Origin of the sequence: Streptomyces milbemycinicus (assembly GCF_002154605.1) — a bacterium.
Taxonomy (GTDB): Bacteria; Actinomycetota; Actinomycetes; order Streptomycetales; family Streptomycetaceae; genus Streptomyces; species Streptomyces milbemycinicus.
In genome coordinates this window covers 1-1167 of the sequence record NZ_MUNE01000508.1, presented here as the reverse complement: position 1 = coordinate 1167, position 1167 = coordinate 1, and the positions used below count along the sequence as shown (strand labels likewise).

Genomic DNA, 1167 nt, shown 5'->3' with positions numbered 1-1167 from the left:
GGTCACCGTGTGCTCGACCTGGATCCGCGGGTTCATCTCGATGAACACATGGTTCCCGGCGCGGTCGAGCAGGAACTCCACCGTGCCCGCGTTGCGGTAGCCGATCTGCCGGGCGAACCTCACCGCGTCGTCGCAGATCCGCGTCCGGAGCTCCGGGTCGAGATTGGGCGCGGGCGCCAGCTCGATCACCTTCTGGTGCCGGCGCTGCACCGAACAGTCACGCTCGAAGAGGTGCATGACGTTGCCCTGCGCGTCGGCGAGGATCTGCACCTCGATATGGCGGGGCTCCACGACGGCCTTCTCCAGGAAGACGGTCGGGTCGCCGAACGCGGAGGCGGCCTCGCGGGACGCCGCCTCGATGGACTCGCGCAGCGTCCTTCGGTCCTCGACCCGCCGCATACCGCGTCCGCCACCACCGGCCACGGCCTTGACGAACACCGGGAAGCCAAGTTCCTCCGCCGCCTGGACCAGCTCGTCCACATCGGTGGAGGGCTGTGAGGAGCCGAGCACCGGGACACCGGCCGCACGGGCCGCGGCCACCGCCCGCGCCTTGTTCCCGGTCAGCTCCAGGATCTCCGCGCCAGGGCCGACGAACGTGATGCCCGCCTCCTCGCACGCACGCGCGAGGTCGGGGTTCTCGGACAGGAATCCGTACCCGGGGTAGACCGCGTCCGCACCCGCTGCTCGCGCCGCGCGGACGATCTCCTCCACGGACAGATAGGCCCGTACCGGATGCCCCGGTTCGCCGATCTCGTACGCCTCATCGGCCTTCAGCCGGTGCAACGAGTTGCGGTCTTCGTACGGGAACACGGCGACGGTTTTCGCGCCCAGCTCATAGCCGGCTCGGAACGCCCGAATCGCGATTTCACCACGGTTGGCAACGAGGATCTTCCGGAACATCGCTGTCCCCCTTGTTCGTTCGGGCCGTCGATCGGCTCTTCATCGCACCCTGGAAGCGATGTGAACGTTAGTGGCACCAGGTGCCAATGAAAAGGGACGCGACGCGCCTGATTGCAGAGAATATGTGTTACGGAAGCTGCGAAATCGGATGAAATCGGGGCGCGGTGGCGGGCCTATGTCGACCATCATTCGCCCCGAGGGTGGCACCCGGTGCCGCCCGGGGGTGTATCTGACCCTCGTCAAATTCATTAATTATGAATACATCTT

1 protein-coding gene is annotated in these 1167 nt (G+C 66.2%); it reads right to left on the bottom strand.

Annotated elements, in window-relative coordinates; genetic code table 11:
* Positions 1-900: ATP-binding protein (locus CCN51_RS58225; RefSeq protein WP_245881736.1), on the bottom strand; the 900-nt coding region annotated here is incomplete at its 3' end.
* Between the last annotated feature and the right edge of the window lie 267 nt (positions 901-1167).